Raw genomic sequence first — 23,941 nt, 5'->3', positions numbered from 1 at the left:
CGACATCGCCAACGCCGTACTGTCACGAAAATTCTTTTATGCCGCTTTTTTTAGGAAGGAGGAGGTTGCCATGAAGAAGTCTTTTGTTCTGCTCTGCCTTTTCATTCCAATCTTTGCTCTGTCAGCGCTGGCCGCGCCGCCGCCCGTTCCTACCACCCCTCTGGTTGTCAAGGGATCCAAAAAAGAAGTGATGTTTCCCCACGCCGCTCACCAAAAAGTGGAATGCGTGGTCTGTCACCATCTGGTAAAGGGAGAAGAGAATTTCCAGAAGTGCGCCACAGCGGGCTGCCATGACGATCTGACGGCCAGAAAAGGCAAAAAAAGCATGTATGCCACCGTTCATGAAAAAACCGGCGCGAAACATAAGACCTGTATTGAATGCCACAACAAAGTTGTTGCCGAAAAGACGGATATGAAAAAGGAAATGCTGGGCTGCGCCAAATCAAAATGTCATCCCTAAACATTTCACCCTGGAAACACTTCATATCTGCAAGAACTGGCTGAAACCAGATCAGGAGCTTGTGCGACAGCCTCTTCCAGCGCTTCATATGTTCGTGCTTTCATATCACAGATGAAACCTCGTAACGCTGCAACACACAACACAATGGATGTCACCCTTTCATGGAGTGACGACAAAATACTTGCCAAACTACCTGGCCAGCAGCAGCCATGCCGGGCCTTTGGCGTCAAGATGGCTTGCCACATAGTTGGCCCGTTCGTCCGAGCCGCAAAAAATGTCAATGCGGTTGCCTTTGATAGCGCCGCCCACGTCCTGCGCAAAGCCTATTCCCCGTAGCGGCACGCTGCCGCGCGACTGGTCCGGCGCATTGACGCCATAAGCCACGACCGTGCCGAGAGGAATAAAATTTCTGGCGGTGGCGAGAGAAAGCCATTTATCCACCTCATGGCCCATGGCGCCGGTGGGGCCTTTGTTGCCGTATCTGAAAAAGACGTAACTCGGATTGTCGTTCAATATTTCGCGCACCCGATTCGGATTGTTTTTGAACCATTCGCGCTGCTCATAAACATCGCCACATTGCAGCAGGCCTTTTTCACGCATAATCCGTCCGGAACTTTTGTATTTGTGGCCGTTCTGGCAGTCGTAATTGACATGCGCTTCACTGCCGTCGTCAAAAATCAAGCGGCCTGAACCTTGAATTTCCAGAAAAAATGAGTCCACAGGATCCGCCGCCCAGGCAAGCTCCAAACCACGATTGGCCAGAACCTGTTTTTCTTCAATTATTCTACGAGCATAATATTTGCTGCGGCGACGTTTTTCCTGCAACTCCTGAGGACAACGGTAAATGGCCTGTGTATAGCCGGTCTTGCGTGTGCGGCTTGCGCGCACCATAGGTTCATAGTATCCAGAATAGTTGATTCCGCCTGACACTTCCACCCAGCGAAAATTTTTGAGAAAAAGGCGTGGCTCAGCGTCGAGCTGCGGCAGGAGTTCAAGCAGACGCGTCAGTGTGCGGAAAAGGTCTCCAAAGGTAAGGGTAAGGCCGTGGCGGCTAACGGCCGCGGCCTCTGCGGGCTTGCTGTTGACATAGCGCAAAGACTTGCGCACGGTAGGGGCCATGTCCTGCCAACTTGTCAGACGCTGGTTGCGGGGAGCAAGATTTCTGACAAAAAACTCCGGGCTTTCAAAGGTCACCGGCGGGCCCGCCGGTTCAGGGACGATGTCCGGTGTCTTTTTAGCGCAGGCGCAAAGACAGAAGTATGCAACAATCAGTATAATCAGGACAAAGCGCCGGCCGACCTTATACTGATTGCAAAATCGCGTGTCGCGGCGCACGCTGAAAAAAGGAATTTGTTCATGCATGAGTTTCCTGCCTGTTATGTCCGGGGCTGCCCCACCGTGTGTCTTACGGTGAAACCGACATGATGGGCGTATTGTACTATGCTGAATACCTGCATCTTTTTGAGCGTGTCCGCGGCGCATATATACGGCGGTGCGGCATGAGCTACGCTGAGGTGGAAAAAAGGAATCTTGCTGCCGGTTCGTGAGGCACAATGCCGTTACCGCGCGCCGGCCTGTTATGACGACCTTGTGGAAATTCGTGCTGCCATGAACAAGTGGGGACGCGCCTCCCTGCGATTTGTATACGAGATATGGAAAGAGGACAAGACGAAAATTTTTGCAGAAGGCATGACGCAGCATGCCTTGGTGAACCTGGACGGGCGTCCCGTGCCTGTGCCGGACTGGTTCAGGCAGCTTTTGTCAGCATGCGGCTGTTGCGGATGATTGAATCGGTCACGGCGCGTATGGCGGCTTTTGCCGGCGGACGTGCCGTTGAATTCGCTGGGCGGTTTGAACCTGTCAAGCAGCAGCTAAGTGCCCCTGCCGCTTTGAAAGTGGGTGGCCTGTGTCGGCTATGCCTTTTGGGGGTCTTTTGAAAGGCCGTGACCAGGATTGACAATCCGCGTCATGGCGGCGAGCATGCCGGCCGCGTCGGCCACGTTGGCAGGGATGATCAGGCTGTTGCCCGTTTTGGCGAGTTTGCCGAATTCGCTTATGTACGCCTCGGCCAGACGCAGTTGCGCTGCAGCGACAGCGTCATTGCCCAACTGCTCGCCCACAATGTAAAGGCCTTTGGCCGTTGCCTCGGCGACAGTGCGTATTTGTGCGGCTTCGCCTTCCGCCTGATTAATCATGGATTGTTTTTTGCCTTCAGACTCGGCGATGGCAGCCTGCTTGGAACCTTCCGCCAGATTGATGCGTGACTGCATCTCGCCTTCAGACTGGGCAATGGCCGCGCGTTTCTCCCGCTCGGCCCGCATTTGTTTTTCCATGGCCTCCATGACTGTCTTGGGCGGGGTGATGTCCCGTATTTCATAGCGCAATACCTTGACGCCCCATGGTGAGGTCGCGGCATCAAGCGCGTCTACCACTTCCTGATTGATTTTGGTGCGCTCCTCAAAGGTTTTGTCCAATTCCAGTTTGCCGATGGCGGAGCGCAGAGCGGTCTGTGCAAGCTGGATGGCCCCCCATTCATAATCGTCAATGCCGTAAGCAGATTTCTCCGGCGTTATCACTTGCAGATAGATGACGCCGTCAATGTCCACACTCACATTGTCGCGGGTGATGCAGGTCTGTTTCGGCACATCCACGACCTGTTCCTTGAGACTGCGCCGGTAGGCGATTCTGTCTACAAAGGGCACAAGCAAATGAAAACCCGCGCTGATGACGACATGATATTTGCCGAGGCGTTCTACCACATAGGCCGACTGATTCGGCACAACCACAGCCGCCTTGAATAAAACAAGAATCATCAGGACAGCCAGCAAAAAAAGCCAGCCGTAGCTGTTCATAAAATAAAAAAAGGCCATGTCATTTCCCCTGTGTGTTTTCTTCTGTCACCGATACGCGTAATACCAGTTCATCGCCGGGACGGTGCCCAAGCACACGCACAGGCTTTCCTTCGGCAATGCCGCTTTCGGCAACGGCGCGCCAGAAGCTGCCGTCAATGCTTATTTCCCCCGTTTCACCGGGGTGTAACGCCTTGGTGACAACGCCCGTGCGCCCGCTCAACAGATGCTCCGACGCGGGCCGCGACGTGCGGGCCTGTCCGCTGAAGACACGGCAAAGTCGACTGCGCAGTAAAACCGACGTCAGCAGGGAGCATGTTATAAAAATCAACACCTGCGGGACAAAGGCCAGATCAAGCCAGGCGGCGGCAGCGGCCGCCCATGCCCCAACGCCGAAAAAAACGAGCACCAGGGTCATGGATATAACTTCAACCCCGAAGCAGAGTGTCCCCAGCAAGATCCAGATTGTTGAAGCGCTCATGGAATTTCCTGCAAGGCGCACGGCAGTTAAAAACACTTTGGCACACGGAGTCCGCAGGACATTTCTGACATCTGCGAACTTCTTCCAAGTTTGCCGTTAACGCCAGACGTTAAAATAGCCCAAGAGAGAAGATAATGACAAGGGCGTGGCGTCAGGAGTGTTTCACCTTAGCAATGATAAAAGCCCAGAGATGCTCCCATTGGACATCCCTCAAAGCATGTCTACGTTGCACAGCATCCCTCCTGTCATTCCCTATATTTTATCGATCTTAGCCATCCAACTTTTTTGTGCAATTTTCGTTTTCGTCTTTGTAGAGTTTGTAGGTCACAGAGTCTATAAGGGCCTGCCAGCTCGCTTCAATAATATTGCACGAAACTCCTACGGTGACCCATTTGCTGCGCTGGTCAGCCGACTCAATAAGCACGCGCACCAGTGAACCTGTGCCTTTGTATTGATCTGTGGCCGCCAGTACACGGACTTTGAAATCAATCAGACGCATTTCTTGCAAACGCGGGTAAAAGCCCGACAATGCCTTACGCAGGGCGCTGTCCAACGCATTGACAGGGCCGTCGCCGAAAGCCGCCGTGTGTTCAGTGGCACCTTCGACTGCCAGGGTGACAGTCGCTTCAGAAAGCGGCCTGGCGTCGTTGTGTTGTTTGGATTCCAGCACGCGAAAGCGTATCAGATGAAAAAAGTCGCGCACGCCCCTGCGACCGAGCTTGCGCAACAACAGCAGTTCCACGGAAGCCTCTGCGGCGGCATAATCATAGCCGTGACTGGCCTTGTCTTTGAGTTCCGAGAGAAGACCCTTGACAACGGGTTCATCCTTGTCCAGATGAAAGCCGAAGCGCCGCGCCATGGACACGATGTTGCCGCGGCCTGCCAGCTCCGTCAAAAGGACGCGCTGCTCATTACCCACGGTCGAGGGGGGGATATGTTCATAGAGCGTTGCATTGCGGTTGACGGCGCTGACGTGTATGCCGCCCTTGTGGGCAAAGGCCGATCGTCCCACAAAGGGCTGGCGGCTGAAAGGCGCCATATTCGCCACTTCAGCCACATAATTTGACACGCCGCACAACAGGGTCAGGCGGCCTTCGGGCAGGCAGCGGTACGCGCCGCCGCTTTTGAGCTCCAAAATGGGGATAAGCGAACAGAGATTGGCGTTGCCGCAACGTTCACCTATGCCGTTGACAGATCCCTGCACCATAACAGCGCCGGCCTCCACAGCGGCAAGCGATGTCGCGACTGCCAGCTCGCAGTCGTTGTGGGAATGGATACCGAGCGTCGTGCCTGGCAAATACTCGCGTATTCGCCTGACGGCCTTTGCGACGTCCTGAGGCAGTGTGCCCCCGTTGGTGTCGCACAGCACAAGCACGTCCGCGCCGGCTTCAAGGGCTTTTTTCAACACAGCCAGACTGAAATCCGGATTGTCGGCGAAGCCGTCAAAAAAGTGCTCCGCGTCAAAAATGACCTCGCGCCCGGCTCGCTTCAGGCAGGACACAGAATCGCCCACCACGTCAAGATAGCGGTCGGGCGTAACGCGTAAGGCTTCCCGCACATGCACTTCAGCGCTCTTGCCGACAATGGTCAGTGTCGACGCGTTGGAAGCAATCAGCGCGGCAAGTGTTTTGTCATTTGCAGCACTGTTTGTGGGGTGGTGTGTGGAACCGAAGGCCGCTATGCGGGCTGTCTTGAGGCCGCACGTGGCTATTTCTTTGAAAAAGGCCGTGTCCACTGGACTTGCTCCTGGCCAGCCGCCCTCAATATAGGCTATGCCCAGTTCATCCAGCTTGAGGGTAATCTTGATCTTATCCTCAAGGCTCAAGTTGACGTCTTCGGCCTGATTGCCGTCCCGCAGGGTGGTGTCGTAGATGATAATGTCGTGCATTGTGCGTCGGCCCTAATAAAGTTATATGATAATGAAGTAGACAGTTTCTATCAAAACGGCGTTAAAGACAAGCGCCGCTTGCTCCGCGCACAGGAATATGTTATCTATATAAAATGTTTAATATTGATTTCGCATCGGCGCTACGCGCCTTGGCCATTGCCGCTGTGCCCACGTTGCTCGGCATCATACTGCACGAGGTTGCCCACGGCTATGTGGCGTTTCGCCGTGGGGATCCCACAGCCGCCGCGATCGGCCGCCTCACGCTCAACCCCCTGCCGCATATTGACCCTATGGGACTGATTGTCTTCGGGATCACCAGTTTGACCGGCAGCTTCGTGTTCGGCTGGGCAAAGCCCGTGCCCGTGAACCCGCGTTATTTCCGCAATCCCGCAAAAGACATGATGCTGGTGGCCCTTGCCGGCCCACTGACCAATTTTTTTCTGGCGTTCGTGTTCGGCGGGCTGCTGCGCCTTGTCTTTGTTGTTTTCCCCCCCGTCGTCTGGCAACACAGCAATATGTATATTTTTGCCCTTACTTCCCTGCAGGCGGGCGTGGTGATCAATTTCGGCCTTGGCTGGCTCAATCTGCTGCCCATCCCGCCGCTGGACGGCAGCAAGGTGCTGTCGTATTTTTTGCAGGGCAACATGGGGTGGCGTTATATACGCCTTGAGCGCTACGGTTTTGTTATTTTGTTGCTGCTGCTTTTCTCCGGCCTGCTGAACCATGTGCTGGGGCCGCTCGTGGACGGCAGCGTGCGGGGTTATTTCAGGCTGCTTGGTCTGTAGCGACGCGCATAATAAATAACGGCATCACAACAGCAAAAAAGAATCTGCTCTCCGACGGTTACGCAGCATACGCATCAGGGGAGAGAAGGAAGGTGATATGAACAGGGAATCACGCGCGCTGTCGGGCATGCGCCCTACAGGACCGCTGCATCTCGGTCATTATTTCGGGGTGCTTAAAAACTGGCTTGACCTTCAGGAAAATGCGCAGGCCTATTTTTTTGTTGCGGACTGGCACGCCATGACGAGCGATTTTGCGGATACATCAGGCATACGCCGCAATATCGTCGAAATGGTTAAAGACTGGGTGGCCGTCGGCCTAGAGCCGGATAAATGTGTTATCTTCCGCCAGTCTGCCGTGAAGGAAACTGCTGAGCTCTCTCTTTTGCTCTCCATGGTCACGCCCGTTTCCTGGCTTGAACGCAACCCCACCTATAAGGAACAGCAACAACAAATCAGCAGCAAAGACTTGGGCAATGTGGGTTTTCTCTGCTATCCTGTGCTGATGGCGGCGGACATACTTATATACAGGCCCTACGGCGTGCCTGTGGGAGAGGATCAGCTGCCGCATCTGGAACTCACCCGTGAAATCGCGCGGCGTTTCAACAGTTGTTATGGTCAAACCTTTCCTGAACCCCAGGCGCTGCTGACGCTGGCGGCCAAATGTCCCGGTCTGGACGGCCGCAAAATGTCCAAAAGTTACGGCAACAGCATTTTTTTGTCAGATAATTTTGCCGACATTCGGGGAAAAGTGCGAGGCATGTTTACGGATCAGACGCGTCTGCGCAAAACAGATCCCGGCAACCCGGATGTGTGCAATCTTTTCTCCTATCATGTGCTTTTGACAGACGACCAAACGCGGGCGGACATTCGTGAGGGCTGCGCCACGGCAACACTCGGGTGCGTGGACTGCAAAAAAATATTTCTGAAAAATCTGAAAGCTTTTCTCCTTCCCATACAGGAGCGCCGTGCAAAGCTGACGGAGCGCCCCGGCGCTGTGGAGGAGATTTTTGCGGCCGGCAATGAGAGCGCACGTACTTTTGCCTGCGTCACGATGGACGATGTGCGGCAGAAAATGGGGCTGTAACCCCGATGAAATATGTAGGCGTAGATTATGGTTTGGCCCGCACCGGGCTTGCCGTGTCCGACCCGGAAGGGCGTCTTGCCTTTCCCCTTGCGACCTTGCGTCTGCAAGATTTCCTCAACCGCAAGGCATTGCTGGCTGAACTTGCGGCCCGCGTTGCGCATGAGGGCGCCGGGACGGTTGTCGTGGGTCTGCCTGTGCACGAAGACGGCCGGGAAAGCCTGATCACAAGGCAGGTGCGCAATGTCACAGAACGCCTCAAGCGCCGTGTGTACCTGCCTTTTTTTTTTATGGCTGAAACGCTCAGTTCTGTCGAGGCGCTGGACGATCTGCGCGAGGCGGGCATTGCGTCCAAAAGGCGTCGCGACGTCATTGATCAGCAAGCGGCCGTGCGCATTCTGGCCTCTTTTTTGGCATTGAATCCTGATGAACGGAGACGGGCGTGAAAATCGCGTTGCGCGTTTTCGGCATGGCGCTTTTGTGCGCGTTGGCGTTTTGCGGCTGGTTGTTCTATGAGGCATGCGTGTTTTTGAACAACGCTCCGGAAACGCAGGGCCGTGAAGTTTTTTTTGACGTGACGCCCGGAGCGAGACTGGCCTTTGTGAGTGCGGAGCTGGCCGTAAGGGGCATTGTGACGGACGCCCGCAAATTCAGTCTGTTGGCACGTTGGCACCGCAGCGAAAATCGCCTGCAAGCAGGACGTTTTGCTTTGAACACCGGCTGGGTGCCTGAAAGAGTACTGGATGAACTTGTGAACGGACGGCCCGTGCTGTTTCGCATCACTGTGCCGGAAGGGCTGACTTGGCATCAGACGGGCCGCCTGCTCGAACAAACGGGATTTGTGCGTTTTGAGGATTTTCAGAACGTCATTGCGGACACGGACTTTCTGCGCCGTTACGGCATTCCTTTCAGCACGGCGGAAGGCTTTTTAATGCCCGACACGTATCTGCTCAAAAAGCCGGATGCTCCTGATATGTCGCAGGCACAGGCTGTTGTTGGGCGCATGGTGGAAAATTTCTGGCGCAGGGCCGCGCAGGCATGGCCGGACACAAAAAAACCTGCGGCGGAAGACCTGAAAAAATACGTTGTCCTGGCTTCTGTGGTTGAAAAAGAAACAGGCCGCAATGCAGAACGGCCGCGTGTGGCCGGCGTGTACAGCAACAGGATTGAGAAAGGCCTGCTGCTGCAGGCGGACCCCACTGTCATTTATGGGCTCGGCGAGGGCTTTGACGGCAATTTGCGCCGTGTTCATCTGGATGACGCGGCCAATCTGTACAATACCTATCAGCATCCCGGCCTGCCGCCTGGGCCGATATGTTCCTTCGGCATTGCAGCGCTGACGGCGGCTGTTCGTCCAGAATCTCATGATTTTTTGTATTTTGTGGCGGCAAGCGACGGCGGAGAGCATGTTTTTTCCACAAACCTTACGGATCACAACAGAGCGGTGCAGCGGTATCGCGCCAGTAAACACGGCGGGAAATAAAACCGCCCCGGACGATAAGGCAGCCCGGAAACAGGCCCTGTACGCATTATTGCTTGAGGATTTATTGAAGGAGATTGAACCAGGGGCGATTTTCCACCACTCTGGAACGCAAACTTTTGCGTTTCCACGGAGGCATTTTCGCCCATCCTGACGTGTTGCCTCTGAATCAGTCGCAGGAAGCCAGTCGGGGCCGACGCTTGACGCGGACACAACGATAGTATAAGAGATGCCCGTCGCAACGCCCTTGTAGCTCAGCCGGCAGAGCGCATCCTTGGTAAGGATGAGGTCAGCAGTTCAACCCTGCTCAAGGGCTCCAAAAAATCAACAGATTGCGGAAATTCACAGCCCCTGTACCACCTTTTTGCCCCATTTTAGGGAATGCTTGCCTGATCCGGCAAAAAGTTAAAATCAATTTTGCACAAGAGAATAAATGGTAACCTACACGGTTCCATTTTTCTAAGCCCACAGGGATTTTGCCCACATCTTGCCGCTGCGCAAGGGAGAATCGCTGTAAGTGGTGATGTTGAGGTTGATGAAAGTTACTGATGAGCCGCCTGTGATCTCCCTCAATAGTCTTAACGGCTCAAACAGTTCAAAGGCAAGCCTGTTTCTTCGGCAATGTACAGGCACATTTCGCTTTTATTCAGCGTGTACAGATGAACGCCCGGCGCACCGCAGTTGAGCAATCGGCGTATCTGTCGCACGGCGAAATCAAGGCCGACATCGCGCACGGCTTCCGCCCCACCCCTTTGCTGGGCCTTTTCAAGGGCAAGATAGAGTTTGCCCGGAATATTTGCCCCGCACAAAGACAGCACACGGCGTAGCGAATCAAAGCTCTGGATGGGCAGAATGCCCGGCACGACAGGTGTGTCCAGCCCTCTGGCGTGCAGGTCCGCCAGCAGATCTTCATACTCGCGCACGTCAAAAAAAAGCTGTGTCAGCGCAAAGTCAGCCCCGGCACGCAATTTTTGCGCAGTGTGGTCACGATCAGCCGCAAAAGAAGGGGATTCAGGGTGCGGAGCGGGGTAGGCGGCCACGCCGACGCCCATATCAGGCTCATACGCGCGTATAAACGCAACCAGATCAGAGGCATGGCGAAAATGCCCGTGCTCCGCCTTTTGGCCGCCGTCCACAGGGCTGTCTCCACGCAGGGCCAGCACATTATCAACGTGGACGGCCCGCAGCTCTTTCAAAAACTGCATAATAGCAAGAGGCTCGGCGCCGACGCAGGTCAAATGCGCCATGGTTGTCAGACCGCGTCCGGCAAGCTGCGCTGTGACAGCCAGCGTATTGCGCTGTCGCGATCCGCAGGCACCGTATGTAACAGAAACAAAAAGCGGTGAAAGCGTGCACAGCTGATCCACCGTGGAGTAAAAACCGGGCATCTGGGATGCGTCGGCTGGGGGGGAAAAATTCCAGAGAAAAAAACGGCGAGACGGCGGAACGAATTAATGTGCCGATGTGCATAGTTTCCCCACAGTGTCGGCGGCGGCAATTTATCGGGACAACACAAAAAGTTATGCAGCAACGCGCCGCGCCATGTCAACTTGCAAAAAAACGGGCTTGACCATAAGAAACAGCGATGCATCCTTCCACAGCATGCGTTTTGACCCGTGGCGGTATTGCCCGTCTTTTGCCGCTTGTGGCCCTCATCTGCCGGCTGTTCTGCCCGGACGCACATGTATGGGCGGCTGACACGCATAAGGGCTTCGCCCTCTGGGATCAGCTGGAACCGGGCCTTGCCTTTGGAGAATTCCAGATGAACGAAAACGAGACGCGCATTGCTGTTGTGCGTATTGATCCCGCCCGTTTCGACTTTGTACTCTGCGCGCGGTCTGAAGACGGGCTTGCGGCGCGCTCCCTCCATGAATGGGGAGAACAGCGCGACCTTGTGGCGGCCATCAATGCGAGCATGTATCTGCAGGACAACAGCACCAGCACAGGTTATATGCGCCAAGGCGATCACATTAACAACGGCCACATCGCGCAACGTTTCGGTGCTTTTTTCGTGGCCGCTCCGGACGATCCGAGCCTGCCTACCGCGACCATTGTTGACCGCGACAACCCCGGCTGGCGCGAGACCATTACCCGCTACGCCCTTGTGATCCAGAACTACCGCATGATCAACGCGGACAGGCGCATTCTCTGGACGCCGGGTGGTCCGCTCTACTCCATTTCCGCTGTGGCGAATGACGGCGACGGGCACATTCTTTTCCTGCACTGCCGCGAACCTGTGGATGCCTACGACTTTGCCCGGCAAATACTGCATCTGCCGCTCAACGTACGGACGGTCATGTATGTGGAAGGCGGCGGGCAGGCGGGACTGCTTGTGCGCACGGCATCCTTGGAGCGAGAAATGAACGGACGCTTTGCCGCTGATTTTTTGGTGACGGGCAACATTCGGACCATGCTGCCCAATGTGCTCGGCGTGCGCCGCAAAGCCGGCGCGACCAAAGCCTTGAACAGCGACTTGTCAGGTACATCGCCCCATTGCATTGGTACAAGAAACATTATGGGGTCAACTGGCGCCGATTAGAAAAATGCCTCAAAACAACACTTGGCAGAGCTGACCGAAGCCAGTTCCGGGGTAAAAGTCTATCCAGCGCTGCTGGTGTTTAAAATCCTCCTCTTGCAACAATGGGACGGATCAAGCGATCAGGATACCAAGCCGAATCACAGTACTATCTGTTGCTTTGAAATCTGCTTGTGGAGAACAACCTTCTGGACGAAGTAAACGCACAGATGGAAAACCAGGGCAAATGGAGCATGACAGATTTAATGCTGATCCAAACCATTTCACTTTGGGACTAAGCACCTAGTGCATTGTCACATTTTATATTTTTGCTTGCGCTCGCCGAATTTTTGATTGACTGTTCACTAAGTGGAAACAATCATGGTCCACCACGGTGTCCACAAGCGCAGAATACCCGGCATGCCTTGACGGAGGCATAAAAGCAATCGGAGGCGCATATGAAAAATATTCGCAAGGTGATCATTCCCGTGGCCGGCTGGGGTACACGTTCATTGCCCGCAACCAAGAATATCCCCAAGGAAATGCTGCCCGTCTACAACAAACCCGTCATTCAGTATGTTGTGGAAGAGGCGCAACGCGCGCGGATTGAGGACGTGATCTTTGTTACCAACAGGGACAAGAGCGTTATTGAAGACCATTTTGACTACAACTTGCAACTTGAGGCGGTGCTTGAACGGGGCGGTAAACTCGACAAGGTGGCGGAAGTGCGCAAGGTGGCGGAAATGGTCAACATCATGTCTGTACGGCAAAAAAAACAGCTGGGTCTCGGGCACGCCGTGCTGTGCGCAAGAGAACTGGTGCGGGCCGATCCCTTTGCCGTCATGGTGGGGGATGATTTGATGTTCGGCGGCGTACCGGCCATTGGTCAGCTTATCGACGTGGCCATAGCCGAAAAAATGCCGGTTATCGGCGTTGTGGAAGTGCCGTTTGAAAAAGTCAACCGTTACGGCATTATTGACGGCGAAGAAATCTCCCCCGGCATTTTTCGTGTGCGCGACATGGTGGAAAAGCCAAAACGCGAAGATGCTCCCTCGCGACTGGCCATTGTGGGGCGATATGTGCTGACGCCGGATATTTTTGATTATCTTGAACAGGTCAAACCGGGCCACGACGGCGAAATCCAGCTCACCGACGCCATGCAGACTCTGGCCCAACATCGGGGCATGATGGCTGTTCGTCTGACCGGCATGCGGTTTGACACGGGTGACTGGGCAGAATTTCTCACGGCCAACATTTATTTTGCGCTGCAGGACGAAGAATTGCACTACGATCTGCTGGCGTTGCTTAAAAATTTTGTACAGCTTCAGTAAGTAAGAGCGCGCAGGCATGTTTGTTGTTTTCGGACCGTCATGCCGTCCGCTCCGTTGTTATCGCATCTGGCGCTTTACAAAAACTTTTTCTATGGCTATACAGCTTAGTTAGTGTCTGCGGAAAGCGAGCTGGCGGTGTCGTTTTTCGCTGACGAACGGAGGAATATATATGAATCACAATGACCTTGAATTTTTTCGCGCCCTTCTTACAAAAATGCTGGAAGACGCCCAGCAAAAGGGCGATTCCACCTTGGAAAACATGACAGACAGCAATGAAATTTTTGCTGATCCGGCGGACAGGGCCACGGCAGAATCCGATCGCGCCTTTACTCTGCGTATCCGTGACCGGGAAAGACGGCTTATCCGTAAAATTCAGGCCGCGCTGCAACGCATTGATGACGGCACTTTCGGCGTTTGCGACGAATGCGGCAAAGACGTCAGTATTGAGCGGCTTAAGGCCCGTCCGGTGACGCGTTTGTGCATCAACTGCAAGGCAAGGCAGGAAGCAAACGAGCATCTTCACGGCGACTTTTGAGAACCTTGGAATTGATCATACTCCGCCTATACAGAGGCAGTATGAAAAAGTCGTCTTTTCAATTCCTGCTCGCGCTTGTTGAGAAGCGTTGACCGACAGGTGTTCTTTACCGTCGCAAGCGTTACCGTCTGCATCTGTCCAGAACGGCATACTAACCGATCCGTATCAACTACTAACGGCTCTTTCCTGTTATCGTTCTAAGATTGCAATGTATTTTAACAGCTCTTCCGCTTCATAATCGGCAACCAGCTTGGAAAGGGTATCCTGCGTATGTCCATTTGAGTAGTAATGCTCAAAGCAATCATAGTATTTTCGCCGTTCAGAAAATTTTATATTTACGGGCAATAGGCCTGCCCTAATAAGCTCAAAGTTTAATATGAGCCGTCCTGTGCGCCCGTTACCATCAATGAACGGATGGATTCCTTCAAAACATAAATGAAACGCTGCAACGCTCTCTATAATATGTTTGTCCCGCTTTATACCCTCATAATCAACCATAAGGGCTTCCATTTGTTCAGGAACCAAATAAGGCTGCGGCGGGGTATGCGTTGCCCCGGAAATGGAAACGGGAACGCGCCTGTACACACCACGGTTAGCAAAGTCATTTATAAGCACAAGCGAGTGTATTTCTTTTATGACGCGCTCTGTAAGGATGGTATTTGCGTCTGCAAAAGATACCACATATTCAAAAGCATCTTTGTGACCTATAACCTCTAAATGCTCTTTGACGGGCTTCTCTGCTATCGTAACGCCCTGTAAGACAAGTGCCGTTTCCCTAAGTGTGAGGGTGTTGCCCTCTATCGCGTTTGAGTTGTAAGTATTCTTTACCATAAACTCATCACGAAGCCGTTTAAGCTCTGTAGAGTTAAGCGGGCGCATTGATTTCAGCTTGCTGCTGAGCTCGTCTATCTTTGTAAAATCCATAGTGCCCATCCCTTAGTTAAATATCCGCCGCCGCTATCCGGGCTTCGCTAATTGTTTCCGGCCCGCTGTAAATGATGGCTGTAAATCATGGTGGAGTTGATATTGCTATGCCTCAAAAGCTGTTGTATTTCTTCCAGGGCAGCCCCGTTAAGCGAGTTCAGGATTCCGGCTGTATGCCGTTAAGCTATACGCTGTCGGGTGCAAGCCTTCAATAGTTGTAAGCATCAGGACTCTGCTGTGCTATTCCTGAAAGCAGGAAACGGGCGACATGGAATATCTGACAGAATTGTTCAGTCAGGCGATTAAGCTGTTCGCCCTGATGACTCCGCCCGCCGTTCTTTCCGCTTTTTTAAGCGCTTCCAAAACATACAATGATACCCGCAAAAAAGCCACCGCACGCAAAACCTCGGCAGCCGTCTTTATTATAGGCCTTGTGCTGTATTTTCTGGGTGAGAGTATTTTCAACATGTTCGGCTTTACGCTGGATGCCTTCCGCATCGGCACCGGAACCCTCTTGTTTTTGTCGGCTGTTTCTCTGATGCGTGAAAATGGAGAAAAACCGTCGTTCGCGCCCGAAGTCGACATCAGCATCGTGCCTCTGGCCATTCCCCTCTGTATGGGGCCGGCATCCATCGGCACCGTGATGGTGCTGGGCGCTTCGGCGACGGACATGATCCAGAGGGTCATCGACGCCGCCGCCCTTCTAACAGCGTCCATCGGCATCTATGTCTTCCTGCATTTTGCCGATCCTATAAAGCGCGTGCTCGGCGAGACGGGGCTGGCCGTGCTTTCAAAAATCACCGGTCTGCTTCTGGCCGCCATAGCGGCGCAGGTTATCTTCACTGGTGTGCGTTCATTTCTGCATTAGAGCCTGTCAACACTATCTGATGGCCTCAAGGATGATGACAAAAACAGTCTATAATTATATATCTTAATGTGGAGGATTTTAATATGAATTATATTATTGCTGTACAACTTGCGCTGTTCATTCTGATTGTTGTAAATATTTTCCTGACTTTGAAATTGAGAATGGGCAATAATGTTGCAACAAGCGAAGATATTGCAAGAATTGACAATTTAATTCGTGATGAATTTTGTAGAAATAGGGAAGAACTGAATAATTCTTTTAAAAATTTTAGTGAAATACTTACTGGAAATATAGATAAACTTTCTAATGCTCAGCAAATTCAATTTAAGAACTTTTCAGAGCAGTTATTATATCTGGTAAAAAATTTTGATGACAGAACGATAACTATACAAAATCAATTTGAAAAATTAAATAAAGAAAATAGAATAGCGCAGACAGACTCTTTAAAATCATTTGAAGAAAAATTTACCTTCAGCGTAAAAGAATTTAATAATCTTCAAAAACAGAAATTTGACGAACTTGTTAGCAAACAAGAAAATATTAAAAAAGATACTGAATTAAAATTGAAAGAAATTCGGGATACTGTGGAAAATAAACTCAAAACTCTGCAAGATGAAAATGTGAAAAAACTTGAGGAGATGAGAAAAACCGTTGATGAAAAATTGCAGGAAACTGTGGAAAAGCGGTTTACGGAATCCTTCAAACTGATAAGTACCAGACTGGAGGCAGTACATAAGGGGCTTGGGGAGATGCAGACCTTGGCCTCCGGCGTTGGTAATCTGCAAAAAGTCCTGTCTGGTGTGAAGACCAGAGGGAATTTGGGAGAAATGCAGCTTGGCGCGATTCTATACCAGATATTGTCGCCACAACAGTACAAACAAAATGTGCAGATTAAGAAAGGAAGTCAGGAACGGGTTGAGTATGCCATTGAATTGCCGGGAAGGAGTAATGACAATAAACCTCTACTCTTGCCGATAGACTCGAAATTTCCAATAGCAGACTATCAAAAACTTTTAGACTGTTACGATGATATTGCGAACAAGAATCCCAAGGACGTAGAAGACATCTCCAGGAAATTTGAAAGTTCCATAAAGAAGAGCGCAAGGCTCATCTGCGAAAAATATATAAACCCTCCAGACACTACAGATTTCGCCATCATGTTTGTCCCATCGGAGGGACTGTACGCGGAAATAGTAAGGAGAACAGAACTTTTTGAGACATTGAGGCATAATTTTAAGATTACCGTGGTGGGGCCGACCAACCTTGTAGCCTTTTTAAGCAGTTTACAGATGGGCTTTAAAACCTTGGCAATAGAGAAGAGATCCAGTGAAGTATGGGCGACACTTGGTACTGTAAAAACAGGGTTCTCAAAGTTCGGGGAGTTATTGAACAAAACTAAGAAAAAATTACAAGAAGCCGCCAATGATATTGATCAGGCAGTCGAAGAAAGAGCCAGAATTGAAAAAAAATTGACGACGGTGGAGCAATTGCCATAGTGGTGGAGTTGAACAAGCCATCGCATAATCAAAAGGTGGCCGTCTAGATTCAGGAAAACCAGCAAAGAAACCGTCCAGAGAAAAAAGGCGCGGCGCCGATCTGGTGCCTGTGAGAGGATCCGTGGTGAGCAAAAGGCTCAGCACAACTGGAGACCTTTCCCGCACACTGACGCGCCTGCTTGAACTCCGGCCGAATCATACCGTAGACATCCATGTCCGCGGCTGACACAAAAAACTTGCCGTTTTGCGGACAAGTTCTAATGGGCTTCTGCCCAGTTTCGCCCCACGCCCCAGTCCACCGCGAGAGGCACGGAGAGTTCCGCGCCTGCGGGCGCGACGGCAGCCATCAGTGCGGCTGTTCGCGCGCCTGCGGCCTGCGCTTTTTCCTCCGGAACTTCGAGCAGCAGTTCATCGTGCACCTGCAAAAGCAGATGGGCGTGCATGCTCGCCAGCTCCGTGTCGTTGTCCACAGCCAGCATGGCCAGCTTGATGATATCCGCCGCGGAGCCCTGTATCATCGTGTTGATGGCCTGACGGCGCGCAAGCGCAAAAGCTTGGTCGTTTGCTGAATGTATGCTCGGCAAAAAGCGGCGGCGTCCGCCCAATGTGCTGACGAAACCCTGTTGTTTGGCAAGACGTTCCACGTTGTCGTAAAATGCTTTCAGACCGGTGAGGTGTGCAAAGTAGCGGGCAATAAAATCTTTGGCCTCTGCGGCGGCTATTTTGAGATCTCTTGCCAGTTTTTGCGCGCCCATGCCGTAGATCAGGCCAAAATTGATTGTTTTGGCGTTACGCCGCTCGTCCCGACTCACCTTGTCCTGCGGCAGATCATATATCAACGCCGCAGTGCGGGCATGAATGTCTTCATTGTTGTGAAAGGCGTCAAGCAGCGTTGCGTCTTGTGACATGTGCGCAAGCACACGCAATTCTATCTGGGAATAGTCGGCGCAGACAAGCGTGTGCGCCGGCGCGGCGATAAACGATGCGCGCATGCGTTTGCCGAGAGTCCCCCGCACGGGAATATTCTGCAGATTGGGGTTGCTGGATGAAAGGCGTCCTGTGGCTGTGCCTTTTTGATTGAAGGTGGTGTGCAGGCGTCCTGCCTGATCCACAAGGCGCGGCAAGGGCTCCAGATATGTGGAACGTATTTTTTCGAGTTTGCGGAATTGTAAAACAAGATCCACCACTGTGTGACGTCCGGCCAGCTTTTCCAACGTTTCCTGCGAGGTGGATGCCTGCCCACCTCTGGTTTTGCGCGACGCAGGAAGGTGCAACACATTAAAGAGCGTTTCACCCAGCTGTCGCGCTGAACGCAGATTGAAGGATGTACCTGCCGTTGAATAGATTTTCGCTGTGAGGTTGTTGATCTCAGTTTGCACATCGACGAGGAAGGTTTGAAAAGCCGTTGCGTCAATCGCCACGCCGCGTTCTTCCATTGCGGCCAGCACCGGCGTCAAAGTCAGTTCCATCTCCGCGTAAAGGCCATCAAGGTTGTTTTGGACAAGACGCGTTTGCAGGATTTTGGCCACAGCAAGAGCAAGACCCGCCGGGCCGACTGTGTCCCTTTGCAGGCCGGCACCGAAGCGGGCTTTCAGCCGGGGCCAGGAATAGTCGTTGTCTTCAGGGTTCAGCAACCATGCGGCGAGTCCCAAGTCAAAGCAGGGCGGCGATGCGCAGGACGGATATGCGCGGCATATTCCGTTGCGCAGCAGAATTTTGAAATCCGTGCAGACCAGACGGCCGGCTCCGGAAAGCCAGGGCGCAAGCGTTGTTGGGTCGGCTGCCCATGCAAATTCCTGTAACGGGGCGGTTGCAGGCGCATGCTGATCGTCCCGCCACGCACCGCCCACGGCAATACGCAAGGGTTCTCCCGTGACGCCGGACCAGAGCAGAACGACAGTGCGGTCGACGCAGTACGGCAAATCCGCAAGAGCAGACGCCTCTGTTGCGGGCAACGTAGGCGTAGGATCCGCCATATCCAGCAGGTTGGTCTGCTTTTCTTTTCTTGCGTGCGGGGCTGGGCGTTTTGTCGTGTTTTTTGTGGCGCTTTTCTCGCGATTCGGCGGCGGCAGCGCGGGCGTTTCAGGAGATGCCGCCGACTGTTGAAGGCGCAGCAAATTTTCCATTTCCCGACGCAGGACAACGAGTTCAAATTCGTCTGTCAGCGATCGACATTCCAACGCGTTTATCGGCCGCACGAGCATACCCTCAAGAGTCATATCTGCACAGACGGTCAGCGACAATGTTGTCAACCTGCGCCAGATGAAGGCCTTGTCCAAATGCCCGCACAGCTTGCTCCGGAATTTCGGCGGCAGCCGGGAAAAGCCGGCGCGTATTTCTTCAAGGCTGCTGCAAACCTCAAATATCTGTTTCGCCGCTTTGGGGCCTATGCCAGGCACGCCGGGAATATTGTCGCTCGTATCGCCCAGCAGAGCCTGCACGTCAGGCCACTGGGCGGGGCTGACACCGTTTTCGTCCCGGAAATCGGTTTCCGTTATCAAATTTTCGTCTTTTCCCGCGGGATCCCATAGAAAAACCCGCCGGGAGAGACATTGTTTTAGATCTTTGTCACCGCCGACGATGATCACCGGATGTTCCGCAGAAAAACGGGCCGCCAGAGAGGCAATACAGTCGTCCGCCTCGCAGCCCTGTGAGATTTCGAGGTTCAGTCCCAAAGCGCGCACCATGCGTTCAATAGGGTCGAGCTGCATGACCAGATCTTCCGGCATGGCTTCGCGGTTGGCCTTGTACAGTGGGTATATCTCGTGCCGGAAGTTTTTGCCCTTGCCGTCCCGTATGAAAAGCAGGTGGCGCGGTTTTTCCTTGCATAAAATGCGCAGTAAAAGCCGGGTTAACAGCACAAGCGCGCCTGTGGGGAACCCGTCCGAACGCCGCAGGTTCTGGTTGGCGAAAAATCCCCGATAAATGAAGGCTGAGCCGTCCATCAGAAATATGGGGTCAGCGGCGAGGTTCAGACGATCTTTCAGCGGCATGTCGACCAGCCTCGGGTGTCTTTGTTTGGGATGCGCAGGAGTGTTCATACCCTTGAATTTTTCATATCCTTTCTTTTGAGGCAATCAATCTTGTGGTTGTGGATTCGCTCATGCCGCCTCTCTGTTGATACAGAAACACACATCTCGTTCAAATAAAAAAAGGAGTCGGTCAGCCCTGGAAAAGACCGTATGCTGCTTGCGCACAATCTATGGAGAAGACACCTGGAAGTCGCTACGGGCTATCACTACTCCCCATGACCCGCCTCCTTTTTAGCGCCCCTTCCGGGTGACGTCTGTTACCGATTGGTTGCCTGCACAGGTTATCGATTATATCGGGGCGCTGTCTATCCCATCAATTCCTGTTTGGCCCGCCAAATCCTGTTCAAGGGACGCAAAAATGCTTGCACTCAAAAGAAAATTTAATTATTATAATCTCAATCAATAGTGACGCCATCGCCGAGCTGACGGCACAGGTGGCCGCCCGCGGGGCGGAAGCCGCGGGGCGTCGCCAGGATCTGAAACAATTTCACCGCGCCCGGCGTGCTGGCCGGACGACTGAATCAGGCTGTGAACAATGCAGCAGCAGATGAACGTGATCGCCAGAACCTTGATTGTCATGCTGGCCGCCGTTTGGCTGAGTCCTGTCGCTGGGCATGCGTGTTCCTCATGCTCCGCGTGCGACACATTCCTGACGGGCGCCGGCAAGCAAGACGGCACCGGGCACGCCGCGGCCAGACACAAGACATCTGCGGACAAACCCTGCACAATGAAAATATGTTTCCCGTCCAAAATTCCTGCGCTCACGCTTCACTTCAAATTTTTCCATCTTCACGCTGAATCCACGCCGCTCGCCACTTCCGACGGCTGCGTGACGCCCGCCTACGCCGACGCCCTGTTTCGTCCTCCACGCAGTGCCCCGCAAGAAGGAGATAGCCGCCCGTCACGGGCGTGAACCCGTCTCTCTGTGACTCTTGGCGCGTTTCTGTGGCACAACCGGTTGCAACTTCCGCAACGGCGTTCAGCCAGCTTTCTGTGCGGATTTTGAACCGTCTTCGCCGCAACCCTCTACAGGCGGTGCACCATGATGGATGTATACATCCGTGCTGCAGGTCTTTGTCTGCTTGCGCTGTCGCTTGTGGCCTGCTCGCTTGCGCCGGAATACAACAGGCCGACAATGCCGGTGCCGGCGACTCTGACAACGGAAGACACTCTGGATGCGTCCGGCGTTTCTGTGAACGTGCAACGCATCGGCTGGCGTGATTTTTATAAGGATGAGCGGCTAAAAGAGCTTATTTCCGTCAGCATACAGAATAACCGGGATATGAAGCTGGCGGCGCTCGCCGTGGCCGAAGCCGGTGCGCAGTACGGAGTGCGGAATTCCGAACGCGTTCCGCAACTGAAGGTGGAGAGTTCCGACGCCTACGGCGGCGAATTCAAGTCTTCAGTCGCCGATGAAAAAGGAACAGCCGCGATCGCGCTGCCGGCTTTTGAGATTGATTTGTTCGGCCGTTTGAAAAGCCTGAGCGAATCAGCCCTGCAGCAATATCTGGCAAGCGGGGAAGCGGAGAAGGCCGTCAGAATAGCCCTCGTCTCTCAGGTGGCCCAGGCGTATCTGGACGAACGTCTGGCCCGCGAAGGTCTGCACCTGGCTGAGCGCACACTCGAAAGCCGCCGCGGGTCCTATGCCTTCATTGAAAATCGGGTGCGGTCCGGTCAATCGTCGCTGCTGGATCTGGAACAGGCGCGCGGCTTTGTCGAATTTGCCGCAACCACGCTTGCCCAGCGGCAGACTGAAGTGACCAGAACGCGGAACGCGTTGACCCTTTTGCTCGGCCGTTTTGAAAAAACGGAACTGCCGTCGGCGACATCCCTCACAGAGCAGGTTTTCACGGAATTGCCGCACACAATCCCGTCCGCCGTGTTGCTGGAACGACCGGACGTCATGCGGGCAGAGCATGTCCTGCGCGCGGCGAATGCGGACATCGGCGCGGCCAGAGCGGCGTTTTTCCCGAGCATCTTGCTCACGGGCAATCTGGGGTACATGAGCAACGACCTGCAAACGCTCTTCGCCGCCCCGACGTCTATATGGTCGTTTGTGCCGCAGGTGACGTTGCCCATATTCACCGCCGGACGCAACCAGTCGGATCTGGAGCTGGCCGAGGTGCGCAGGCGGAGTACCGTGATCCAGTATGAAAAGACCGTTCAAACCGCGTTTCGTGAGGCGGCGGACGGCCTGATGACAAAAGCCGCCCTTGCCCGCCGCTTCGCCGCGCAGGGGCATTACCTTGACTCGCAGCGTGTTGTGCTTGATCTAGCGACACAACGCTATATCAGCGGCGCCGCGAGCTATCTGGAAGTGCTGGACGCTCAGCGCAACGTGTTCCAGGCGGAACAGGACCTGCTGAACATACGGCGCGATCAGCTTGTCAACGACATCAATCTTTACAGCGCCCTGGGCGGTGGTCTGCATGAAACGTCCTCCATCGCACAATAGCATGAATTTTAATAACACTGATAACAGGGGACACACCATGAACATGCGTTTTTTCTACACCACTTCTGTATTTTTCTTTATCTTTGCGGCTGCTTTTGTATTTCCGGCGACGGCGAAACACGACCCGCACTCCGCTCACGGCGTACCCGGCATGGAGATGAAAGCGGACGGGAGCAACGGCCAAGTATACACCGCCGCGGGCGTGGTGAAAAGCGTGGACAAAGTCGCGCGGAAAATCACGATAGCCCATGAGCCCGTGCCGGCTCTCGGCTGGCCCGCCATGACCATGGATTTTGTTTTTAAGGACGCATCACTGGCGGAAGAGGTGAAGGCGGGCGACAAGGCGCGTTTTGATTTCCGCAATGCAGGAAAGACATACATCATTGTGGACATTGAGGCCCGCAAGTAATCACCACATCCGTTCCAACGGCTCGCGCCATCCGGCGGCTGTGCCGCCGGATGCGGAGCGGCAGCAAGGAGGGCAGCCATGTCGCCTAAAAGCATACTTTTGTTTCTGACGTGCCTTTCAGTGGGAGCCGTTCTGGGCTATGGCCTGGCGGGGCCACACAAAACGACGGATGCCATCTCAGGCGCCGCGCAAAAGGAGGAGGAGGCGCAGGAACGGAAGGTTCTGTACTGGTATGATCCCATGTATCCGGGCACCCATTTTGACAAACCCGGCAAATCTCCGTTTATGGATATGGATCTGGTTCCGCGTTACGCCGACGGCGGAGACGGAACAGGCATACGCATTGACCCGGCCCAGGTGCAGAACCTCGGCGTACGCACCGCGACAGTGCAGCGCGGCGCACTGTCGTTCGCGCGCGACATACCCGCCAATGTGGAATACAATGATTATCAGCTTGCCAAGGTTCAGCCGCGCGCGGAAGGCTTTGTGGAAACAATCCGTTCTTTCGCCGTGGGGAATCTCATACAGCGGGGAGAAGTTCTGGCGGAAATCACGGTTCCGGCCTGGGCTTCCGACCAGAGCGAATATCTGCTGCTGAAAAGCCAGCAGGCCGACGCGCAGATTGTGAGCGGCGTGCGCGAAAGAATGCGCCTCACCGGGATGCCCGAAGAAATGCTTGCCGCGGTTGACAAAACAGGCCGGGTACAAACCCGCATGATGCTGAAAGCCCCGGTTGCCGGCGTTATTACCGGGCTTGACGTTTACCCCGGCATGAACGTCAACAAAAACATGACCATCGCAACCATACAGGGAACAAATCCGGTATGGGTCACGGCCGACGTGCCTGAAAGCGACATCCATCTGGTGAGCGGGCGCAGCAGGATACGCGTCACCGTTCAGGCGTATCCTGAAAAAGTTTTCCACGCCGATTCCTTCACGCTGCTCTCCAAAGCCGATCAGGCAACGCGCACAGTGCCGCTGCGCGTCAGCGTCGCCAATGAGGAAGGCATGCTCAGGCCAGGCATGACAGCATACATACGCCTGCGCGCCAGCGGGGAGGAGGCACTGCTCATCCCCACACAAAGCCTCATTGATCTAGGCGACGAGCAGCGCGTCGTCACGCGGGCGTCCGACGGTTCCTTTGTTCCGAAACTGGTGCGGGTTTTACGTTCCTCAGGGGAAATGACGGCCATTGCCTCCGGCGTTGAAGCCGGTGACGAGGTGGTTGTTTCCGGCATCTTCCTTATTGACTCCGAGGCAAATCTGCGCGCCGCTCTGGGCAGGATGCGCAAAAACGCGGCATCCGGCGCGGCGGAACATGCCGGGCACTAAAACTGCAAACTTATTGAAAA

At 53.8% G+C, this 23,941-nt stretch carries 21 protein-coding genes, 1 tRNA gene and 1 pseudogene; 16 read left to right on the top strand and 7 right to left on the bottom strand.

Going from position 1 to position 23,941, the window contains the following annotated elements; genetic code table 11:
* The first annotated feature begins 70 nt into the window (after positions 1-70).
* Positions 71-460 carry a cytochrome c3 family protein gene (locus RSDT_RS00470; protein ID WP_096399131.1) on the top strand — a complete coding sequence of 130 codons (390 nt, stop codon included), beginning with the start codon at positions 71-73 and terminating at the stop codon, positions 458-460.
* Positions 461-649: 189 nt separating this feature from the next.
* On the opposite strand, the gene RSDT_RS00465 is transcribed toward RSDT_RS00470, so the two are convergent.
* The gene (locus RSDT_RS00465) at positions 650-1,822 is read right to left on the bottom strand and encodes an MltA domain-containing protein (RefSeq protein WP_096399130.1); all 1,173 of its coding nucleotides are present in this window, start codon (positions 1,820-1,822) and stop codon (positions 650-652) included.
* Between the two features lie 62 nt (positions 1,823-1,884).
* Between RSDT_RS00465 and RSDT_RS00460 the strand changes: the two are divergent.
* Positions 1,885-2,245 (top strand): annotated as a pseudogene (locus RSDT_RS00460) (acyl-CoA thioesterase).
* Between the two features lie 128 nt (positions 2,246-2,373).
* Here the strand turns inward: RSDT_RS00460 and RSDT_RS00455 are convergent.
* The 3 genes from RSDT_RS00455 to cimA form a co-directional block, all read right to left on the bottom strand.
* A complete protein-coding gene (locus tag RSDT_RS00455) occupies positions 2,374-3,330 on the bottom strand; it encodes an SPFH domain-containing protein (protein ID WP_096399129.1) in 957 nt (318 codons plus the stop codon).
* A gap of 1 nt (position 3,331) precedes the next feature.
* The gene (locus RSDT_RS00450) at positions 3,332-3,790 is read right to left on the bottom strand and encodes an NfeD family protein (protein ID WP_096399128.1); all 459 of its coding nucleotides are present in this window, start codon (positions 3,788-3,790) and stop codon (positions 3,332-3,334) included.
* A 268-nt stretch (positions 3,791-4,058) separates the two neighbouring features.
* Positions 4,059-5,678 (bottom strand): citramalate synthase, encoded by a 1,620-nt coding sequence (gene cimA, locus RSDT_RS00445; protein WP_096399127.1) that lies wholly within the window; start codon positions 5,676-5,678, stop codon positions 4,059-4,061.
* A gap of 113 nt (positions 5,679-5,791) precedes the next feature.
* Here cimA and RSDT_RS00440 point away from each other — a divergent pair, with 113 nt between their 5' ends.
* The 5 genes from RSDT_RS00440 (at position 5,792) to RSDT_RS00420 (ending at position 9,343) form a co-directional block, all read left to right on the top strand.
* The gene (locus RSDT_RS00440) at positions 5,792-6,463 is read left to right on the top strand and encodes a site-2 protease family protein (protein ID WP_096399126.1); all 672 of its coding nucleotides are present in this window, start codon (positions 5,792-5,794) and stop codon (positions 6,461-6,463) included.
* Positions 6,464-6,560: 97 nt separating this feature from the next.
* Positions 6,561-7,547 (top strand): tryptophan--tRNA ligase, encoded by a 987-nt coding sequence (gene trpS / locus RSDT_RS00435; RefSeq protein ID WP_096399125.1) that lies wholly within the window; start codon positions 6,561-6,563, stop codon positions 7,545-7,547.
* A 5-nt stretch (positions 7,548-7,552) separates the two neighbouring features.
* Entirely contained in the window at positions 7,553-7,990 is a 438-nt protein-coding gene (gene ruvX / locus RSDT_RS00430) for a Holliday junction resolvase RuvX (protein ID WP_096399124.1), read from the top strand.
* Positions 7,987-9,027, top strand: a complete 1,041-nt coding sequence (gene mltG, locus RSDT_RS00425; RefSeq protein ID WP_096399123.1) for an endolytic transglycosylase MltG — start codon at positions 7,987-7,989, stop codon at positions 9,025-9,027. The genes ruvX and mltG overlap by 4 nt, the downstream gene beginning before the upstream one ends.
* A gap of 240 nt (positions 9,028-9,267) precedes the next feature.
* A tRNA-Thr gene (locus tag RSDT_RS00420) sits at positions 9,268-9,343 on the top strand.
* A 259-nt stretch (positions 9,344-9,602) separates the two neighbouring features.
* Here RSDT_RS00420 and RSDT_RS00415 read toward each other — a convergent pair.
* Positions 9,603-10,412 carry a methylenetetrahydrofolate reductase gene (locus RSDT_RS00415; RefSeq protein WP_408606702.1) on the bottom strand — a complete coding sequence of 270 codons (810 nt, stop codon included), beginning with the start codon at positions 10,410-10,412 and terminating at the stop codon, positions 9,603-9,605.
* A gap of 197 nt (positions 10,413-10,609) precedes the next feature.
* Here RSDT_RS00415 and RSDT_RS00410 point away from each other — a divergent pair, with 197 nt between their 5' ends.
* From RSDT_RS00410 to dksA, 3 genes are all read left to right on the top strand, one after another.
* Entirely contained in the window at positions 10,610-11,563 is a 954-nt protein-coding gene (locus tag RSDT_RS00410) for a phosphodiester glycosidase family protein (RefSeq protein ID WP_096399122.1), read from the top strand.
* Positions 11,564-11,997: 434 nt separating this feature from the next.
* A complete protein-coding gene (gene galU, locus RSDT_RS00405; protein ID WP_096399121.1) occupies positions 11,998-12,870 on the top strand; it encodes a UTP--glucose-1-phosphate uridylyltransferase GalU in 873 nt (290 codons plus the stop codon).
* 169 nt (positions 12,871-13,039) lie between these two features.
* Positions 13,040-13,405, top strand: a complete 366-nt coding sequence (gene dksA / locus RSDT_RS00400) for an RNA polymerase-binding protein DksA (RefSeq protein WP_096399120.1) — start codon at positions 13,040-13,042, stop codon at positions 13,403-13,405.
* Between the two features lie 189 nt (positions 13,406-13,594).
* Here the strand turns inward: dksA and RSDT_RS00395 are convergent, their stop codons facing one another.
* Positions 13,595-14,329 carry a Fic family protein gene (locus tag RSDT_RS00395; RefSeq protein ID WP_096400299.1) on the bottom strand — a complete coding sequence of 245 codons (735 nt, stop codon included), beginning with the start codon at positions 14,327-14,329 and terminating at the stop codon, positions 13,595-13,597.
* A gap of 268 nt (positions 14,330-14,597) precedes the next feature.
* Between RSDT_RS00395 and RSDT_RS00385 the strand changes: the two genes are divergently transcribed.
* Positions 14,598-15,197 carry a MarC family protein gene (locus tag RSDT_RS00385; protein ID WP_096399119.1) on the top strand — a complete coding sequence of 200 codons (600 nt, stop codon included), beginning with the start codon at positions 14,598-14,600 and terminating at the stop codon, positions 15,195-15,197.
* Positions 15,198-15,280: 83 nt separating this feature from the next.
* Entirely contained in the window at positions 15,281-16,693 is a 1,413-nt protein-coding gene (gene rmuC, locus RSDT_RS00380; RefSeq protein WP_096399118.1) for a DNA recombination protein RmuC, read from the top strand.
* A 257-nt stretch (positions 16,694-16,950) separates the two neighbouring features.
* Here rmuC and polA read toward each other — a convergent pair whose 3' ends face one another.
* Positions 16,951-19,686, bottom strand: coding sequence for a DNA polymerase I (polA, locus tag RSDT_RS00375; protein WP_096399117.1), 2,736 nt, complete (start codon positions 19,684-19,686; stop codon positions 16,951-16,953).
* 574 nt (positions 19,687-20,260) lie between these two features.
* Here polA and RSDT_RS00365 point away from each other — a divergent pair.
* The 4 genes from RSDT_RS00365 to RSDT_RS00350 all read left to right on the top strand — a co-directional run bounded on the left by RSDT_RS00365 (position 20,261) and on the right by RSDT_RS00350 (position 23,921).
* Positions 20,261-20,638 (top strand): hypothetical protein, encoded by a 378-nt coding sequence (locus tag RSDT_RS00365; protein WP_145954785.1) that lies wholly within the window; start codon positions 20,261-20,263, stop codon positions 20,636-20,638.
* A 129-nt stretch (positions 20,639-20,767) separates the two neighbouring features.
* The gene (locus RSDT_RS00360) at positions 20,768-22,180 is read left to right on the top strand and encodes an efflux transporter outer membrane subunit (RefSeq protein ID WP_096399114.1); all 1,413 of its coding nucleotides are present in this window, start codon (positions 20,768-20,770) and stop codon (positions 22,178-22,180) included.
* A 37-nt stretch (positions 22,181-22,217) separates the two neighbouring features.
* Positions 22,218-22,589: a copper-binding protein gene (locus RSDT_RS00355; protein ID WP_197702110.1), complete on the top strand. Its 372-nt coding sequence runs from the start codon at positions 22,218-22,220 to the stop codon at positions 22,587-22,589.
* 78 nt (positions 22,590-22,667) lie between these two features.
* Positions 22,668-23,921, top strand: coding sequence for an efflux RND transporter periplasmic adaptor subunit (locus RSDT_RS00350; RefSeq protein WP_096399113.1), 1,254 nt, complete (start codon positions 22,668-22,670; stop codon positions 23,919-23,921).
* Positions 23,922-23,941: the final 20 nt, after the last annotated feature.

It is taken from the genome of Candidatus Desulfovibrio trichonymphae (assembly GCF_002355955.1).
Lineage (GTDB): Bacteria > Desulfobacterota > Desulfovibrionia > Desulfovibrionales > Desulfovibrionaceae > Desulfovibrio > Desulfovibrio trichonymphae.
Note: the sequence above shows the minus strand (reverse complement) of the source record. Positions and strands in the feature narration are given on the sequence as shown.

What these genes read in the sequence shown, in the direction of transcription:
- rmuC (WP_096399118.1), top strand. Translation starts at nt 15,281, where the DNA reads ATGAATTATATTATTGCTGTACAACTTGCGCTGTTCATTCTGATTGTT.
- RSDT_RS00350 (WP_096399113.1), top strand. Translation starts at nt 22,668, where the DNA reads ATGTCGCCTAAAAGCATACTTTTGTTTCTGACGTGCCTTTCAGTGGGA.
- RSDT_RS00470 (WP_096399131.1), top strand. Translation starts at nt 71, where the DNA reads ATGAAGAAGTCTTTTGTTCTGCTCTGCCTTTTCATTCCAATCTTTGCT.
- trpS (WP_096399125.1), top strand. Translation starts at nt 6,561, where the DNA reads ATGAACAGGGAATCACGCGCGCTGTCGGGCATGCGCCCTACAGGACCG.
- dksA (WP_096399120.1), top strand. Translation starts at nt 13,040, where the DNA reads ATGAATCACAATGACCTTGAATTTTTTCGCGCCCTTCTTACAAAAATG.
- RSDT_RS00450 (WP_096399128.1), bottom strand. Translation starts at nt 3,790, where the DNA reads ATGAGCGCTTCAACAATCTGGATCTTGCTGGGGACACTCTGCTTCGGG.
- RSDT_RS00395 (WP_096400299.1), bottom strand. Translation starts at nt 14,329, where the DNA reads ATGGATTTTACAAAGATAGACGAGCTCAGCAGCAAGCTGAAATCAATG.
- RSDT_RS00355 (WP_197702110.1), top strand. Translation starts at nt 22,218, where the DNA reads ATGAACATGCGTTTTTTCTACACCACTTCTGTATTTTTCTTTATCTTT.
- galU (WP_096399121.1), top strand. Translation starts at nt 11,998, where the DNA reads ATGAAAAATATTCGCAAGGTGATCATTCCCGTGGCCGGCTGGGGTACA.
- polA (WP_096399117.1), bottom strand. Translation starts at nt 19,686, where the DNA reads ATGCCGCTGAAAGATCGTCTGAACCTCGCCGCTGACCCCATATTTCTG.
- cimA (WP_096399127.1), bottom strand. Translation starts at nt 5,678, where the DNA reads ATGCACGACATTATCATCTACGACACCACCCTGCGGGACGGCAATCAG.
- RSDT_RS00410 (WP_096399122.1), top strand. Translation starts at nt 10,610, where the DNA reads ATGCATCCTTCCACAGCATGCGTTTTGACCCGTGGCGGTATTGCCCGT.
- RSDT_RS00455 (WP_096399129.1), bottom strand. Translation starts at nt 3,330, where the DNA reads ATGGCCTTTTTTTATTTTATGAACAGCTACGGCTGGCTTTTTTTGCTG.
- ruvX (WP_096399124.1), top strand. Translation starts at nt 7,553, where the DNA reads ATGAAATATGTAGGCGTAGATTATGGTTTGGCCCGCACCGGGCTTGCC.
- RSDT_RS00415 (WP_408606702.1), bottom strand. Translation starts at nt 10,412, where the DNA reads ATGCCCGGTTTTTACTCCACGGTGGATCAGCTGTGCACGCTTTCACCG.
- RSDT_RS00465 (WP_096399130.1), bottom strand. Translation starts at nt 1,822, where the DNA reads ATGCATGAACAAATTCCTTTTTTCAGCGTGCGCCGCGACACGCGATTT.
- RSDT_RS00360 (WP_096399114.1), top strand. Translation starts at nt 20,768, where the DNA reads ATGATGGATGTATACATCCGTGCTGCAGGTCTTTGTCTGCTTGCGCTG.
- RSDT_RS00385 (WP_096399119.1), top strand. Translation starts at nt 14,598, where the DNA reads ATGGAATATCTGACAGAATTGTTCAGTCAGGCGATTAAGCTGTTCGCC.
- RSDT_RS00440 (WP_096399126.1), top strand. Translation starts at nt 5,792, where the DNA reads ATGTTTAATATTGATTTCGCATCGGCGCTACGCGCCTTGGCCATTGCC.
- RSDT_RS00365 (WP_145954785.1), top strand. Translation starts at nt 20,261, where the DNA reads ATGCAGCAGCAGATGAACGTGATCGCCAGAACCTTGATTGTCATGCTG.